Raw genomic sequence first — 13,440 nt, forward strand, 5'->3', positions numbered from 1 at the left:
GGCTTCCAAAAGATAATGCTTGGAAATTTGCAGCCGATGGTACGGAACCGCACTTAAGACGTCAATAAGAATGCACGCAAAACCCCTGCAAAATCCGTCATCTAACAGCGTTTCCAACGTTTCGGATTAAGTTGACCACAAAAAGGCTCGGGTCAGCGGAACTTATCCTTCCAACCTCGCATCATTCGGAACGCTTCCAGCCGGTCCGAAACCGGCGTGCCGAACTGCGAAGAAAGCACCGCCTGGATCGCCGGGACATGCGCGCGCAGGAACGGATTCACCGCTTTCTCGTGGCCGATGCTTGTCGGCAAGGTCGGCTTGCCGGCGGCGCGCAGCGCCTGCGCGTCGTCGTTCCAGCGCATGAGCGCGTCGTTGTCCGGCTCGCATGCCCGCGCGAAACGGATGTTCGAGAGCGTGTATTCGTGCGCGCAGTGAACCTGCGTATTCTCGGGCAGCGCCGCGAGCGCGTCGAGCGAACTGAGCATCTGCTGCGCCGTGCCTTCGAAGAGACGCCCGCAGCCGCTCGCAAACAGCGTATCGCCGCAGAAGAGATGCGGCGTGCCCTGCTGGTCGGCCGCCTGAAAGTACGCGATATGGCCGGCCGTATGGCCAGGCACGTCGATCACCGAGAGTTCCATCGCCGGGTGTTCGATGCGCACCGTATCGCCGCCCGAGAGGCGCTCGGTCAGATGCTCGATCCGCTCGCCGGCAGGGCCGTAGACGGGAATCCCGCCCTCTGCCTTTCGGCTATCGAGCAGCGCTTTCACGCCGCCGACATGGTCCTGATGATGGTGCGTGAGTAAAATAGCGGTCAGCCGCCAACCGCGCCTGGCGAGGTAGGCTTCGACTGGCGCGGCGTCGCCCGGGTCGATCACGACCGCATCGCGCGAGTCCGATACGAGCCAGATGTAGTTGTCCTCGAACGCCGGAACCGGCACGTATTCGAGCGCATCCCGAGCAGGCGAATTCTTGGTAAGCGAATCCATGGCGATCATCTATGCGGCAACCCGAACATGTCTGACCGAGCGATTATAGACTGGCCCACCTGGACGAGCTCAGCGCCCGGACGCTACGTGCTCGACTGGGAGCAGGCGCAGCTCGATCACGTGGTGTCCGACATCTTCGGCTACCACGCGCTTCAGCTCGGCATGCCGCAGCTCGACGCGTTGCGGGAGAACCGCATGACCGGCCGCGCGCTCGTGCTCGACGCGGAAAGCGCATCGAGCGCGCCCTACACGCCGCCGCGCGCGACCACGCCGGGCGTGAGCGCGCTGCCCGCCGCGAGCGCGCCGGACGGCCGCAGCACCGTGTGGTGCGACCTGCTCGACCTGCCGTTCGAAGCGCAGAGCGTCGATCTGCTCGTGCTGCCGCACACGCTGGAATTCTCGCCCGACCCGCACCGCCTTCTGCGCGAAGCCGAGCGCGTGCTGGTGCCCGAGGGCCAGCTGATCATCCTCGGCTTCAATTCGCTGAGCCTGTGGGGCGCGCGGCAATCGCTCGGCAAGGTGGCGGGACGGCCGTTCGTGCCGTCGGCGCATGAGATGATCGCGTTCACGCGCATCAAGGACTGGATCAAGCTGCTCGGCTTCGATCTTGAACGCGGGCGCTTCGGCTGCTATCGTCCGCCGCTCGTCACGGAAAAATGGCTGCAACGCTACCGATTCATGGAAGCCGCCGGCGACCGCTGGTGGCCCATCTTCGGCGCGGCGTACATGATCACCGCGGTGAAGCGCGTGCGCGGCATGCGCCTCATCGGTCCGCGCAAGCTGAAAAAAACCGCGCTCGCGCCCGGCCTCGCGCCGGTCGCCGCTCCGCACACGCGCAACGAGACTCGCAACGAGCATTGATGACTCAAGAATCCGCATCGAACAAGATAATCGACATCTACACGGACGGCGCCTGCAAAGGCAATCCCGGCCCCGGCGGCTGGGGCGCCCTGCTCCGTTTCGGCTCGCTGGAAAAGGAGCTGTTCGGCGGGGAAGCCGCGACCACGAACAACCGCATGGAACTGATGGCGGTGATTTCCGCGCTCGAGGCCCTGAAACGGCCGTGCCACGCCGTGATCCACACCGATTCGCAATACGTGCAGAAAGGCATCAGCGAATGGATTCACGGCTGGAAGAAGAAGAACTGGATGACGGCCGCGAAGACGCCCGTCAAGAACGCCGACCTCTGGAAGCGGCTCGACGATCTCGTATCGCGCCACCAGATCGAATGGCGCTGGGTCAAGGGCCATGCCGGCCACCCCGAAAACGAACGCGCCGACGCGCTCGCCAATCGCGGCGTGACCTCGCTCGCCGATAGTTGAATTGCAAAACCCGACGACAGACATGACATGCGCCAACTGATACTGGACACGGAAACCACCGGCCTGAACGCCAAGACGGGCGACCGGATCATCGAAATCGGCTGCGTCGAGCTGATCAACCGCCGGCTCACCGGCAACAACCTGCACATCTACGTGAACCCGGAGCGCGACAGCGATCCCGGCGCGCTGGCGGTGCACGGCCTCACCACCGAATTCCTGAGCGACAAGCCCAAGTTCGCGGAGATTGCCGCGCAACTGCGCGACTTCATCACGGATGCGGAGCTGATCATCCATAACGCGTCCTTCGACGTCGGCTTCCTCGACATGGAGTTCGCGCTGCTCGGCATGCCGAAAGTGTCGGAGCTGTGCGCCGGCGTGATCGACTCGCTCGCGCAGGCCAAGCAGATGTTCCCCGGCAAGCGCAATTCGCTTGACGCGCTGTGCGACCGCTTCGGCATCAGCAACGCGCATCGCACGCTGCACGGCGCGCTGCTCGACTCGGAGCTGCTCGCGGAGGTCTATCTCGCGATGACGCGCGGCCAGGAAAGCCTGGTCATCGACATGTTGGGCGATCAGCCCGTCGAAGGCGCGGCGGCCGCGCCGCGCATCGCCTTCGACGATCTCGACCTGCTGGTGATCTCAGCCAGCGCGGACGAGCTGTCGGCGCACGACGCGGTGCTCAACGAGCTCGACAAGGCGATGAAAGGCGCGAGCGTGTGGCGCACGGAGCCGGCGCCTGCCGAGGGCGATGCCGTCGCTGCGTAATTTTTTCGAATTTGCTTAAAGAAGCCCTTTACGAAACGCGAAACGCCTGACATAATCTCGTTTCTCTTCGGGTGGTTAGCTCAGCGGTAGAGCACTGCCTTCACACGGCAGGGGTCACTGGTTCGATCCCAGTACTACCCACCAGGATTCTGGTGCTGGTAACGCCAAGACACCGAAGATCAAAAGGCCCGGGTCTCACGACCCGGGCCTTTTTCATTTTCCGGCGCCAGAATGGCAAGGCACGAAGAAAACTACGAAGCCCACACCCCTCGCGCCATCCCGCTTGCCGCGATCGCCATCACCATCACGAGTCCGGCTTCGAGGTCGCTCATCCACGCGAAACGCCGCGCGCGCGTGAGATCGATCGCCCCGCCCTGCGCGAGCGCGACGCGCCAGCGGATCAGCGCGAGCATCGGGGACACCTCGATCAACAGGATCGCGACCAGCGCCGTCATCTTCAGATGGAACAGCGGCTCATGCAGATAGTAGGCGCCGCCCTTCTCGAACCCGCCGAACGCGCGCATCACGCCCGTCACGATCAGCACGATCGCGGTGATGCCCCACACCGCGTCCGAGCGGAACACGTCGCGCAGGCGCAGCTCGTTCGCCTGGATCGACTGCGCGGCATCCAGGCGGCGCAACGCGCGCGCACGCGCCAGCACGGAGCCGAGCGCGAAACCGAAAGCGAGAAGATGAAGCGCGGCCAGCAACCAACGTATCAGCATCCTTTCCTCCCGGAACGACAAGAAAGACGTGAACGGCAAAGTCGGGCTCGACGCCCTCGGTTGAAAGCAGCGGGCGCGTCAGATCTGGCGCAGCGTCGCATCGAGCGCGCGCGCCGCGTTGCGGTCGCTGTCGCTCGAAAGCGGTGCGCGAAACACCGTAGTGCGATTGTGGCCCGCGGCGGCGGGCGAATCCCACAGGAGCTCGACTTTCGGGCGACGCGCAAACACGCTGCGCCGGGCTTCGCCGCTCGCGCGGACGGAAGCAGCGGCGGGCTCGGTCGCCGGCGCGAGGATCGTCGTCGATGGCGTGGTGCTCGCCGGCGGCTCCGGCCATTTCACCGACAGCTCGCGCGCATCGTACTGGCCGAGCTTGCGACTCTCGGCCCACACCACCGCCGTGCGGGTGACGGGATCGAGCGAGATTGCATAGCGTCCGATCGCGAAGCGCCGCGCCGCGATATTGGTGCGCCAGAGCGCACGCGGCCGGCAAACCCACATGACGACCGCGTAGAGCGCCGGCCCGACCACGAGCCAGCCGTTGGTCTCGGCAAGGGAATGCACGAAGCGCCGCCAGCCGGCGCTCCAGACGAACGCGCCGACGGAGAACAGGGCGAAACCGAAGGTGACCAGCGCCAGAAGGCGCAGCGCCTGCCGCAGCCATTGCGGCAACGGATGGAGCGGACGCTCCACGCGCGCCCTCGCGCCCGGCAGCACGACGAGCAGGAAGATCAGCACGACGTTCAGGCACGCCCACGGCGACGAAGTCATCGCGCGCAGCGAGGACAGATAGCCCATCTGCGACATCGAGAACGCCCACCGCGCCGCAAGCACCAGTCCGATGGCCCGCAATGCGAACACGGTGCCGGCGCCCGGTGCCGGACTCGCGCTGGTTTGCTTGGGTCTCGCCAAAAGAAACTCCTGTCCACGTACGATGCATGCCGCTCCGCTCGTTGCGAAGCCCGGTCATTATAGGGAGATTACGGATGTCGTCAGAGGTTTCACAACCGTAGCGCGGTCTGACGCTCCAAAGGCATGCCCGAATGTGCTATTACGACAACGCCCCGCGCGCCTTGAGGCGCGCGGGGCGTTGTTTGCAGCCGATGCCGCGCTCGGCGGCAAGACTTGCTCAGCTCGCGTTGACTTCGCGCAGCACCGTGCGACGCTTCTGGCGCAGCAGTTCTTCGTACACGGTGACGTAGTTCGCAGCCATCACCTTCGACGAGAAGCGCTTTTCGAACGCGGCGCGGACCTTCTCGCGCGGCAGCGTGTCGAGACGCTTCACCGCGGCGATCGCGCTGAGCTCGTCTTCGACGACGAAGCCCGACACGCCGTTCTCGATCACTTCCGGCACCGAGCCGCGGTTGAACGCGATCACCGGCGTGCCGCAGGCCATCGCTTCGATCATCACCAGACCAAAGGGCTCCGGCCAGTCGATCGGGAACAGCAGCGCGTGCGCGTTGCCGAGGAATTCGGTCTTCTCGGCCTCGCTGATTTCGCCGATGTACTCGACGTGCGGCAGCGCGAAGAGCGGCTTGATCTCTTCTTCATAGTACGCGCGGTCGGCCTTGTCGAGTTTCGCGGCGATCTTGATCTTCATGCCGGCGGCCTGCGCGATGCGGATCGCGCGGTCGACGCGCTTTTCCGGCGAGATGCGGCCGAGGAACGCCAGATAGCCCGGCTTCACGTTCGGGATCGGCTTGAGCAGGTTTTCCGGCAGGCCGTGATAGACCGTCGACAGCCAGTTCGCTTGCGGCAGCGGCTGGCGCTGGTTGTCCGAAATCGAGATGACCGGCACGTCGTTGAACGTGCTGAAGATCGGCTGCAGTTCGGGCAGGTCGAGACGGCCGTGCATGGTCGTCAGGAACGGCACCGGCTGGCGCGCGAACAGCGAGAACGGGTAGTAGTCGATGTGGAAGTGCAGCACGTCGAACTCGTCGGCGCGGCGGCGGACTTCCTCGAGCAGCAGCATGTGCGGCGCCATCGTGTCGCGGATGGTCGGGTCGAGGCGCAGCGCCTGCGGCCAGAATGCTTCGAGCTTTGCGGACGTCTGCGAATCACCGCTCGCGAAGAGCGTGACGTCGTGTCCTGCATCAACGAGCGCCTCGGTCAGGTAAGACACCACGCGTTCCGTGCCGCCATACAGCTTCGGCGGTACAGCCTCGTGGAGGGGCGCGATTTGAGCGATTCGCATGTCGTGAAACTCCTAGAAAAAATCAGGCAAAGACTACTGTCGTGTTGACGTTGGAGAGCGAATCGCTCGGCTCGGGCGAGAGCCTTCCGCGGCGCTCTGGCCGCGGCGCAAGGGCTGATGCTCGAGTAAAAAAGCGTGGTCGCTGATCACAGGGTTCCGCGCAGACGATCGGACAAAGCAAGTGCGATTCCATATCAAAAAAATGTCGCGCGCCAGCAATTAACGCACGTCCGCCAAGGCGGTTGACTGGAACTTGCAGAAACCTGTCGACGACCTAGGGACAAACCCGAGCGGATTATGGAGCTTTTTACAGGGACGCGCTGGCAGTCATTTCAACTTATTTACCTTGTTACAAGGGGGATACACTTTGCAAACCCCTGTTTATTAAGGTTGTTCTACATTGGAGCACGGGTTCCGCCGATGCCCGGGCGACAGCACGCACCTCGGGGCGGCCAGGCGCCCGGATTGGCCGGCTTCACGGCGCCCCGCCCCGATGTCTGGCGCGGCGCGTGCTTTTCTCACGTTGCTGCATGGATTCTGCGCTTGCCTCAGCACGCACTTCAGGCGCAAAAAGTTGCGCAATGTGCTTACAATGCGCGCCCATGCCGTGAGCCGTGCGCCCGGCGGCGACGATGCCTTCGAACGGGCTCGTCGACGGACTCGCAAGCGGTACGCCGCAGCTCGCTGTATGCCGTGGCGATGTTCGGATGGCCACATGCGCCGAGCATCATATGCCCGAAGACGCCTTGCCCCTCCGCGATACTGGCTACAATTCAGTGATGGAGACGGCGCAGCGTCGCTCGTTTGACGTCGTCGCGCCGGATCGGTCGGCGTAACGCATGCCGGCGGCGATCCGCCGATGGCACTGCCCTAAGGCGCAACGCGCTCAACTGCTCTACGACCAAAAAAGACCATTGGACCAACTCACCGTCTCCCAGCGTAACGCGTACAACGCGAAGCTCGCGAGCTACGCGCATCGCCCGCTCGCGTTCCTGATGCGCTTCATCCGCCGGCATCCCGTTGCGCATGCCATCGTGCTCTTCAGCGTGTTCGCGGCGGTCGGCTGCGCCCTCGCCTCGCAATATGCGATCAAACATCTGATCGACGTGCTCGGACAGGGCCGCGGACACCCCGGCCCGCTCTGGGGCGCCTTCATGATCCTCGTCGGGCTGATCGCCGCCGACAACCTGCTGTGGCGGGTCGGCGGCTGGGTCGGCGCGCACGTGTTCGTGATCGTCACCGGCGACCTGCGCAAGGATCTTTTCTCCTATCTTTCCGGCCACTCGCCGACCTACTTCTCCGAGAAGCAGCCCGGCATGCTCGCGAGCCGGATCACGGCGACCTCCAACGCGATCTACACCGCCGAAAACGTGATGGCGTGGAACGTCCTGCCGCCGTGCATCGCGGTGCTGGGCGCGATCGTGATGATCGTCTCCGTCAATCCGCTGATGGCCGCCGGCCTGATGTGCGCGTCCCTGGTCTTGGCGCTGATCCTCTACCGGCTCGCCAAGCGCGGCTCGGCACGGCACCACAATTTCGCGTCGAAAGCGGCGTCGGTCGACGGCGAACTCGTCGACGTGATCGGCAACATGGCGCTCGTGCGCGCGTTCGGCATGACCTTTCGCGAGCAGAAGCGCTTCGGCTCGACCGTGAAAGCGGAAATGGTCGCGCGCCAGCAGAGCCTGCTCTACCTCGAAAAGCTGCGCCTGTTCCACGCGGTCGTCACGGCGATCCTTTCGGCCGGCTTGCTCGGCTGGGCGTTGTGGCTGTGGTCGCAGGGTCGCGCGACCTCGGGCGACATCGTGCTCGTCAGCTCGCTCGGCTTCACGATCCTGCACGGCACGCGTGATCTCGCCGTCGCGCTCGTCGATGTGACGCAGCACGTCGCGCGTCTCGCGGAAGCCGTGCAGACGCTTCTGGAGCCGCACGGCATGCCCGACCGATCGGACGCGACCGAACTCGTGCCGCAAGGCGGGCGCGTCGATTTCGACGGCGTCACGTTCGCGTATCCGCGCCGCCGCCCGATTCTCGACAACTTCCATCTGCACATCGAGCCGGGCCAGCGCGTGGGCCTGATCGGCAAGTCGGGCGCGGGCAAGTCCACCGTGCTCGCGCTCCTGCAGCGCTTCTACGAAACGCAGAAAGGCAGCATCAAGATCGACGGCCAGGACATCAACTCGATCACGCAGGACAGCCTGCGTCACGCGATCGCGCTGGTGCCGCAGGATATTTCGCTGTTCCATCGCACCGTGTTCGAAAACATCGCCTACGGCCGCCCGGACGCGAGCCGCGAGGAAGTGCTCGCCGCCGCGCGCGAGGCGCGCTGCACGGACTTCATCGAAGCGATGCCGGAAGGTTTCGACACGATCGTCGGCGACCGCGGCGTGAAGCTTTCCGGCGGCCAGCGCCAGCGCATCGCGATCGCGCGCGCGATCCTGAAGAACGCGCCGATCCTCCTGCTCGACGAAGCCACGTCCGCGCTCGACAGCGCATCGGAAGAAGCCATCCAGCAGGCGCTCGACCGGCTGATGGTCGGCCGCACCGTGATCGCCATCGCGCACCGCCTGTCGACGCTGCAGAACTTCGACCGCATCATCGTGATGAGCGCGGGCAAGGTCATCGACGACGGCTCGCCGCAGGAATTGCGCGAGCGTCCGGGACTCTATCGCGAACTGCTCGCGAAGCAGCACGGCAAGCTGCCTTCGATCGTCGCGACGCCGCACAAGCAGCCGGCCTGAGGCGTCGAAACAACGAAAAAGCCGCATGTCCGAAAGGAACGCGGCTTTTTCACGCCCGCAGCGGCGGTCAGGCCGCCTTCAGATCCCGCATGAAGTTGTCGCGCCACACCGACACGTTGTTCTCGCGCAATTGGGCGTACATCTCCTCGTAGCGCGCCTTGCGCTCCGCCAGCGGCATCCCGAGCGCCGTGGCGAGCGCATCGGCCATGCCGTCGATATCGAGCGGATTGACGATCAGCGCGGCCGTCAGCTCGCGCGCCGCGCCCGCGAACTGCGACAGCACGAGCACGCCGGGATCGTCGGGATCCTGCGCCGACACGTATTCCTTCGCCACGAGATTCATGCCGTCGCGCAGCGGCGTGACGAGACCCACGTGCGCCTCGCGGAACAGCGCCGCGAGGACGGGCCGCTCGTATTGCCGATGGATATAGCGGATCGGCGTCCAGTCGAGCTCGGCGTAGCGTCCATTGATGCGGCCCGATTCGGCTTCGAGCTGCAGACGGATGTCGCGATAAGCGTCGACGTCGCTGCGCGTCGGCGGCGCGATCTGCAGGAAGGACACGTTGTTGCGCTGATGCGAATCATGCTCGATCAGCCGCTCGAACGCTCGAAAACGCTCGACGAGACCCTTCGAATAGTCCAGACGATCGACGCTCATCACGAGCTTGCGTTCGTGCAGCGTCGCCTTGACGATCTGCACGTCGCGCCCGTCCTCGCCATCCTTCGCGAGCGCGGCGATTTCGTCGGGATATATGCCGATCGGATACGCGGCGGCGCGCAGCGTCTGGCCGAAGGCGCGGACCTCGACCGGCTTCGCGCCATCGCGACCGAGCGTGCCGCCCGCCTCCGTCTCGATGTATTCGCAGAAGGCGCGCAGATCGGGCTCGGTCTGAAAGCCGAGCAGATCGAATGCGCACAGCGCTTCCATGAGCTCGCGATGGCGCGGCACGCTCAACAGAATCTGCGATGCGGGAAACGGTATGTGTAGAAAGAAACCGATGCGATTGCGAACGCCCTGCGCGCGCAGCGCCTGCGCGAACGGGATCAGGTGATAGTCGTGCACCCAGATCATGTCGTCGGGTCTGAGCAGCGGCGCGAGCTGCGCGGCCAGCCACCGGTTCACGCGGCAATAGCCGTCGTATTCGTGGCGATCGAACTCGATCAGGTCCGGGCGATAGTGGAATGCGGGCCAGAGCGTCGCGTTCGAAAAGCCGCGGTAGTACTGGTCGTAGTCGCGCCGCACGAGGCCGATGGTCGCGAAGGTCACCGGCCCGTGCTCTTCCAGCTTGATTCCGTCGGGCGGCGCTGCGAGCACGTCCCCGCTCCAGCCGAACCACATGCCGCCGGTTTCCTTGAGCGCGTCGTACACGCCGACCGCGAGGCCGCCCGCCGCGGGTCCGCCTTCGGAAATCGGCGCGACGCGGTTCGAAACGATGATGAGCCGGCTCACGCGTGCTTCCCTGCCGTGCCCGAGATCACCTGCAGCCAGTCGAGCAGCAGTTCGACCGATTCGATGCGCGCGCGCGCCACCGTCTCGCCCGGGCCGACCTTCACCGAGAGTCCGTCGAATTCGTTGACGACGGCGAAGCCTTTCTCGTCGGTGAGATCGTCGCCGATGAACACGGGCTTGCGGCCCACGAACGGCGGCTCGGCCATGTACGCGCGCACCGCGCGTCCCTTGTCGACGTCCTTGGGCTTGATCTCGTAGACCATCTTGCCAGGCTGCAGCACGTACGCATCGGCATATTCCTGCACGAGCCGCCCGGTGGCCGCGCGCGCGGCCGGCTCGCGCTCGGGCGCGTTGCGGTAGTGCAGCGCGAGCGCCGCGCCCTTGATCTCCAGCAGCATGCCCGCATTCGCGCTGACGACCTTCTCCAGCGCGTGCTCCATGCGCAGCAGCCGCTCGTCGTTGAAGCCGATGCGCTGCACGTCGCCGTTGGCGTCGCGGCGTTCCGCGCCATGCATGCCCGCGACGGGGAGATCGGGCATCTGCAGGAACGAGTCGATATTGTCGATGCCGCGGCCCGATACGACGGCAACCGCGCCGTTGGTCGCGCGCCTGAGGGCCGCGAGGATATCGGGTACCGAGCGCGGCACGAAAATGCCGTCCGGGGTGGAGGCAAGCTCGACGAGCGTGCCGTCGAAATCGAAGAAAAAGGCGGTCTCGGCAAGAGACAGGGAATCGGGAAGAATTTGCATCGATCGTTGGCCTGTGGTTTGCCCTTGATGTCGCGTGTGCGGCGCCGCACGAGCGCTGCTGTCGCGCACGAAGATTGCGCATCTTACCGCGCGAGGCCTTTCGAACCCGAAAGGCGCGCGGCTTACGCGGCTATCGAATCGCCTTTCGGCGCGCTCACGATCAGGTGCGCCGGTGCGGCAAATCGTCTCGAACCCGCCGCAATAGCGTGATGATGCGCCTACTGAATCGCCAAAGGCGTGTATTTTGAGATGCTTTCGAGACGACTCGCTGTCGACGACCAGGCCGCGCGCGCCGCGGCAATCGAACTTTCTGATGCACGCTTCGTTCCTCCTCTCCGTAGTCTCGCGGTTCAATCCCCGACGGTCCCGATGCGCCGCCCTGCTCCCGCTCGTTTCGCTCTGCGCGCTTGCCGCGTGCTCGAAGCCCGCCGAGCCCTGGCACCTGACCGACGTGTCCGGCCATCTGCCCGATCTGGACTTCTCGCTCGTCGACGACAGCGGCGCGCGCGTCAGCGGACGATCCTTCGAGGGCCGGACCACGCTCGTCTACTTCGGCTACACGCATTGCCCGGATGTCTGTCCGGAAACGATGGCGCGGCTCATGCAGGTGCTCCAGCGCGTGGGACCGGACGCGGACAAGGCGCGCATCGTGTTCATTTCCGTCGATCCCGCGCGCGACACGCCCGCGCTGCTGCACTCCTACGTGCGCGTCTTCGACGACAGGCACGCCGTCGGCCTGACGGGCACGGACCGCGCGATCGAATCGGTCGCGCAGCGATATCGGGTCGCGTATCAGATGGAGAAGCGCGATCCGGACGGCGCATACGAAGTGACGCATAGCTCCGCCGTCTACATCTTCGACGCCGACGGTCACGCGCGCCTGCTCGCCACCGATCACGATTCCGTCGACGCCATCGCGACCGATCTGAAGCGCGTGATCCACGCGAAGGACGCCTGACGATGAGCACGCTGCTTTACTGGCTCGATCCGTGGGAGCCGTCGCCGACGGTCGTGATCGCCGTGCTCGTCGCCGCCATTCTCTTCGCGCGCGGCGCGCGGCATGCGCGCGTGTCGATGTCGCGGCGCATCGCGTTCTGGGTCGGGCTGTCCGCGCTCTATGTCGCGCTGCATACGCGGCTCGATTACTTCTTCGAGCACGAGTTCTTCATGCACCGGCTGCAGCATCTCGTGCTGCATCATTTGGGGCCGTTCCTGATCGCGCTGTCGTATCCGGGCCCGGCATTGCGGGCGGGCGTGCCGTTCGCGTGGCGGCAGCGCTGGCTGCGCCCGGCCGCGCAGACGAGGATCGCGCGCACGATCTTCGACATCGTCTTCAACCCGGTGATCGCGGTCGTGCTGTTCGTCGGGCTGATCTATTTCTGGCTGCTCTCGCCGATCCACTTCAAGGCGATGCTCGATTACCGGCTCTATCGCGTCATGAACTGGAGCATGGTGATCGACGGCCTGCTCTTCTGGTGGCTCGTGCTCGACTCACGCCCTGCGCCGCCCGCGCGGCTCGCGCCCGGCAGGCGGATTCTCGTCGTGATCGCGGCGATTCCGCCGCAGATCATCCTCGGCGCGTACATCTTCTTCACGCCGCACGAGCTTTACCCGATCTACTCGATCTGCGGCCGCGCGTTCACCTGGATCACGCCGATGCGCGATCAGCAGATCGGCGGCCTGTTGCTGTGGATTCCGGGATCGATGATGAGCGTGATCGGCGCGCTCATCGCGCTGCGTCACTGGCTGCGGCTGTCGGCGAGATCGCGCCTGAGGAAGGAGCGTGGACGCGGCGCGGGCGCGCCGGTCACGGGCGCGAAGGCGAGCGCGTCATGAGTCGAAGCCGGGACGGCGCATCCACACGTGAGGAATGCCGTCCTCGTCATGCACGCCCGACGACGGCACGAAACCGAACGCGCCGTAGAAGCCCTGCAGATGCGCCTGCGCGTGCAGGCTGATCGGCTGATCGGGCCATTGCGTGAGGATCTGCCCGAGCGCGCGCTCGAGCATCGCGTTGCCGAGCTTGAGGCCGCGGAAGTTCGCGGTCGTCAGCACGCGGCCGATGCGCACATCCTTCTCGCTCTCGTCCGGATAGCCCGGCAGCAGCACGCGCAGGTAGCCCGCGAGCGCGGGACGCTTCTCGCCTTCGCCATACGCGAAGAGATGCCACGCGTCGATATCGAGCCCGTCGATGTCGCCATAAACGCAGTTCTGCTCGACCACGAAGACGGCGCTGCGCGCCGAGAGCATGTCGTAGACCTCGGCGGTCGTGAGCTCGTCGAAGGGCTTCCAGCGCCATTCGAGTTGGGAGAGTCGATCGGTCATGGGAATCGGATGCAGGGTGGTACGGAGATTATGCCGCGCGGCGAAGGCACGCGAAAATCCGTAGCATACCGACGCCAGAAAAAGAAAAAGCCCTGACGAATCAGGGCTTTCGAGTGGAGGCGCGGACCGGAGTCGAACCGGTCTAAACGGCTTTGCAGGCCGCTGCATAACCGCTTTGCTACCGCGCCG

At 65.1% G+C, this 13,440-nt stretch carries 13 protein-coding genes and 2 tRNA genes; 7 read left to right on the forward strand and 8 right to left on the reverse strand.

All coding sequences use genetic code 11. The annotated features are described in order from the left end of the window. Positions 1 to 152: 152 nt before the first annotated feature. A complete protein-coding gene (gene gloB / locus AWB83_RS01530; protein WP_087042480.1) occupies positions 153 to 995 on the reverse strand; it encodes a hydroxyacylglutathione hydrolase in 843 nt (280 codons plus the stop codon). An 18-nt stretch (positions 996 to 1,013) separates the two neighbouring features. On the opposite strand from gloB, the gene AWB83_RS01535 reads away from it, so the two are divergent. The 4 genes from AWB83_RS01535 (at position 1,014) to AWB83_RS01550 (ending at position 3,217) form a co-directional block, all read left to right on the forward strand. Continuing rightward, a complete protein-coding gene (locus AWB83_RS01535; protein WP_087042481.1) occupies positions 1,014 to 1,847 on the forward strand; it encodes a class I SAM-dependent methyltransferase in 834 nt (277 codons plus the stop codon). Continuing rightward, positions 1,847 to 2,308, forward strand: a complete 462-nt coding sequence (gene rnhA / locus AWB83_RS01540) for a ribonuclease HI (protein ID WP_087042482.1) — start codon at positions 1,847 to 1,849, stop codon at positions 2,306 to 2,308. Before AWB83_RS01535 ends, rnhA begins: the two co-directional genes overlap by 1 nt. 27 nt (positions 2,309 to 2,335) lie before the next feature. Next, entirely contained in the window at positions 2,336 to 3,073 is a 738-nt protein-coding gene (gene dnaQ, locus AWB83_RS01545; RefSeq protein WP_087042483.1) for a DNA polymerase III subunit epsilon, read from the forward strand. A 69-nt stretch (positions 3,074 to 3,142) separates the two neighbouring features. Further along, positions 3,143 to 3,217 (forward strand) — tRNA-Val (locus AWB83_RS01550). A gap of 107 nt (positions 3,218 to 3,324) precedes the next feature. On the opposite strand, the gene AWB83_RS01555 is transcribed toward AWB83_RS01550, so the two are convergent. The 3 genes from AWB83_RS01555 to AWB83_RS01565 all read right to left on the reverse strand — a co-directional run bounded on the left by AWB83_RS01555 (position 3,325) and on the right by AWB83_RS01565 (position 5,989). Beyond that, entirely contained in the window at positions 3,325 to 3,798 is a 474-nt protein-coding gene (locus tag AWB83_RS01555; RefSeq protein ID WP_208636687.1) for a DUF2214 family protein, read from the reverse strand. A gap of 78 nt (positions 3,799 to 3,876) precedes the next feature. After that, positions 3,877 to 4,707 (reverse strand): hypothetical protein, encoded by an 831-nt coding sequence (locus AWB83_RS01560; RefSeq protein ID WP_087042484.1) that lies wholly within the window; start codon positions 4,705 to 4,707, stop codon positions 3,877 to 3,879. Positions 4,708 to 4,924: 217 nt separating this feature from the next. Further along, positions 4,925 to 5,989 (reverse strand): glycosyltransferase family 4 protein, encoded by a 1,065-nt coding sequence (locus AWB83_RS01565; protein ID WP_087042485.1) that lies wholly within the window; start codon positions 5,987 to 5,989, stop codon positions 4,925 to 4,927. Positions 5,990 to 6,903: 914 nt separating this feature from the next. Here AWB83_RS01565 and AWB83_RS01575 point away from each other — a divergent pair. Next, complete coding sequence (locus AWB83_RS01575; protein ID WP_087042487.1) at positions 6,904 to 8,727, forward strand: ABC transporter ATP-binding protein; 1,824 nt, start codon at positions 6,904 to 6,906, stop codon at positions 8,725 to 8,727. Positions 8,728 to 8,794: 67 nt separating this feature from the next. Here the strand turns inward: AWB83_RS01575 and otsA are convergent, their stop codons facing one another. Both otsA and otsB read right to left on the reverse strand, forming a co-directional pair. Further along, positions 8,795 to 10,177 carry an alpha,alpha-trehalose-phosphate synthase (UDP-forming) gene (otsA, locus tag AWB83_RS01580; RefSeq protein ID WP_087042488.1) on the reverse strand — a complete coding sequence of 461 codons (1,383 nt, stop codon included), beginning with the start codon at positions 10,175 to 10,177 and terminating at the stop codon, positions 8,795 to 8,797. Next, a complete protein-coding gene (gene otsB / locus AWB83_RS01585; protein ID WP_087042489.1) occupies positions 10,174 to 10,926 on the reverse strand; it encodes a trehalose-phosphatase in 753 nt (250 codons plus the stop codon). The genes otsA and otsB overlap by 4 nt, the downstream gene beginning before the upstream one ends. A gap of 313 nt (positions 10,927 to 11,239) precedes the next feature. Between otsB and AWB83_RS01595 the strand changes: the two genes are divergently transcribed. Together AWB83_RS01595 and AWB83_RS01600 are read left to right on the forward strand one after the other, a co-directional pair. Then, entirely contained in the window at positions 11,240 to 11,884 is a 645-nt protein-coding gene (locus AWB83_RS01595) for an SCO family protein (protein WP_087042491.1), read from the forward strand. Between the two features lie 2 nt (positions 11,885 to 11,886). Further along, positions 11,887 to 12,762 (forward strand): cytochrome c oxidase assembly protein, encoded by an 876-nt coding sequence (locus AWB83_RS01600; protein WP_087042492.1) that lies wholly within the window; start codon positions 11,887 to 11,889, stop codon positions 12,760 to 12,762. Here the strand turns inward: AWB83_RS01600 and AWB83_RS01605 are convergent. Together AWB83_RS01605 and AWB83_RS01610 are read right to left on the reverse strand one after the other, a co-directional pair. Then, a complete protein-coding gene (locus AWB83_RS01605) occupies positions 12,757 to 13,251 on the reverse strand; it encodes a GNAT family N-acetyltransferase (protein WP_087042493.1) in 495 nt (164 codons plus the stop codon). The genes AWB83_RS01600 and AWB83_RS01605 overlap by 6 nt on opposite strands. Before the next feature lie 114 nt (positions 13,252 to 13,365). Continuing rightward, positions 13,366 to 13,439: transfer RNA gene (locus AWB83_RS01610), tRNA-Cys, on the reverse strand. Between the last annotated feature and the right edge of the window lies 1 nt (position 13,440).

This window comes from Caballeronia ptereochthonis, assembly GCF_001545075.1.
GTDB classification, from domain to species: Bacteria; Pseudomonadota; Gammaproteobacteria; order Burkholderiales; family Burkholderiaceae; genus Caballeronia; species Caballeronia ptereochthonis.

Bases quoted from the DNA above. Each gene is read 5' to 3' on its own strand.
- gloB (WP_087042480.1), bottom strand. From the start codon at position 995: ATGATCGCCATGGATTCGCTTACCAAGAATTCGCCTGCTCGGGATGCG.
- AWB83_RS01535 (WP_087042481.1), top strand. From the start codon at position 1,014: ATGTCTGACCGAGCGATTATAGACTGGCCCACCTGGACGAGCTCAGCG.
- rnhA (WP_087042482.1), top strand. From the start codon at position 1,847: ATGACTCAAGAATCCGCATCGAACAAGATAATCGACATCTACACGGAC.
- dnaQ (WP_087042483.1), top strand. From the start codon at position 2,336: ATGCGCCAACTGATACTGGACACGGAAACCACCGGCCTGAACGCCAAG.
- AWB83_RS01555 (WP_208636687.1), bottom strand. From the start codon at position 3,798: ATGCTGATACGTTGGTTGCTGGCCGCGCTTCATCTTCTCGCTTTCGGT.
- AWB83_RS01565 (WP_087042485.1), bottom strand. From the start codon at position 5,989: ATGCGAATCGCTCAAATCGCGCCCCTCCACGAGGCTGTACCGCCGAAG.
- otsB (WP_087042489.1), bottom strand. From the start codon at position 10,926: ATGCAAATTCTTCCCGATTCCCTGTCTCTTGCCGAGACCGCCTTTTTC.
- AWB83_RS01595 (WP_087042491.1), top strand. From the start codon at position 11,240: ATGCACGCTTCGTTCCTCCTCTCCGTAGTCTCGCGGTTCAATCCCCGA.
- AWB83_RS01600 (WP_087042492.1), top strand. From the start codon at position 11,887: ATGAGCACGCTGCTTTACTGGCTCGATCCGTGGGAGCCGTCGCCGACG.
- AWB83_RS01605 (WP_087042493.1), bottom strand. From the start codon at position 13,251: ATGACCGATCGACTCTCCCAACTCGAATGGCGCTGGAAGCCCTTCGAC.